Raw genomic sequence first — 1,253 nt, forward strand, 5'->3', positions numbered from 1 at the left:
CCGGAAACATTTTAACCTGAAAGCCGTGAGAAACCTGGTCCGAGTAATTATAGTAATCTGACAAGAACTGCTGCTAACGTCGAGTTAGCAGCAGTTCTCACATAAACGTTTACTCAATTGATTACTAGTTTACGGTCCAACTCACCTGGGCAGGGGTGAAATCAAATATCGCAGTGCCAGAACCGGCACCGATCATCCGTTTGGCCCTTACGTAAAAGGTGTGCGGACCGGCGGCTAGAGTCAGGTTCAGAGGAGCCACACATGCTGCGTAAGGATCCGCATCAACCTTGCACTCAAATGTTGCGTCAGACTTGTCAGAAGTGAACACAAATGCCACAGCCGCACCCGATAAACTTCCAGCAGCAGGACCGCTAATTATTGTGGTTTCAGGTGCGGTGGTATCCACTGTCCAGGAATAACTTGCCGGTGATGAATCAACTACTCCGCCGGAATTTTTCGCCCGCACAGCAAAGGTGTGTAGCGCATCCGTCATGAAACGGTATGTAACAGGGGATACGCACGCAACATAATTTGTGCCATCAAGCGAACACTCGAACGTGACACCGGCGTTCGGGGAATTAAATCCAAATGTCGCAGTTGTTAGCCCAGAGAAAAGCGCAGGAGTTGATGTAAGGGCTGTTTCAGGAGGAAGTTGTATTGTCCAGTTATAGGTTGCCGGCACTGCCGACTTGTTTCCAGCGGCATCAACCGCCCAAACGGTAACCGCATAAGCGCCATCGGTCAGGTTGTTCAACTGAAGGGCATTGATACCCACCCCCAGACTAGTCTCAGCTATGACCTGAACAACCCCTTTCATGACCTTATAATTGTAATGATCCAAGTCTCCTGTGCTGCTGAAAGTGAAATTGACTGTAGAACTGTTTACAGGTGTGCCTGGTTTAGTGACAATCGCAACCGTGGGCGCCACCGTATCTATTGTCCAGCCTACCGATGGAGGAAGCGCTTCGTAGGTTGCAGTCCCGGTTCCAGCACCAGTCATCCGCTTTGACCTTACGTAGAAGAGGTGCGAACCGTTGCTCAAGGTAAGCACTCGGGGACTGACACAGACGCCATATCCCCCCGCATCCACCTTGCACTCGAAGGTCGCATCGGCCTTGTCGGCACTGAAGGTGAACGTCACCGGTGACTTGGTCGTGCTCCCTGTTACGGGACCACTGTTTATTGTAGTCATAGCCGCAGCTGTATCTACAGTCCATGTGTATTGTGCCGGAGTGGGATCAACGTTGCCGGCG

Annotated in this window: 1 pseudogene; it reads right to left on the reverse strand. The window is 51.3% G+C overall.

The annotated features are described in order from the left end of the window. Positions 1-124: 124 nt before the first annotated feature. Positions 125-1,253, reverse strand: a pseudogene (locus OR1_RS20435) (cell envelope biogenesis protein OmpA); the annotation flags it as partial.

This window comes from Geobacter sp. OR-1, assembly GCF_000813145.1.
Taxonomy (GTDB): Bacteria; Desulfobacterota; Desulfuromonadia; order Geobacterales; family DSM-12255; genus Geoanaerobacter.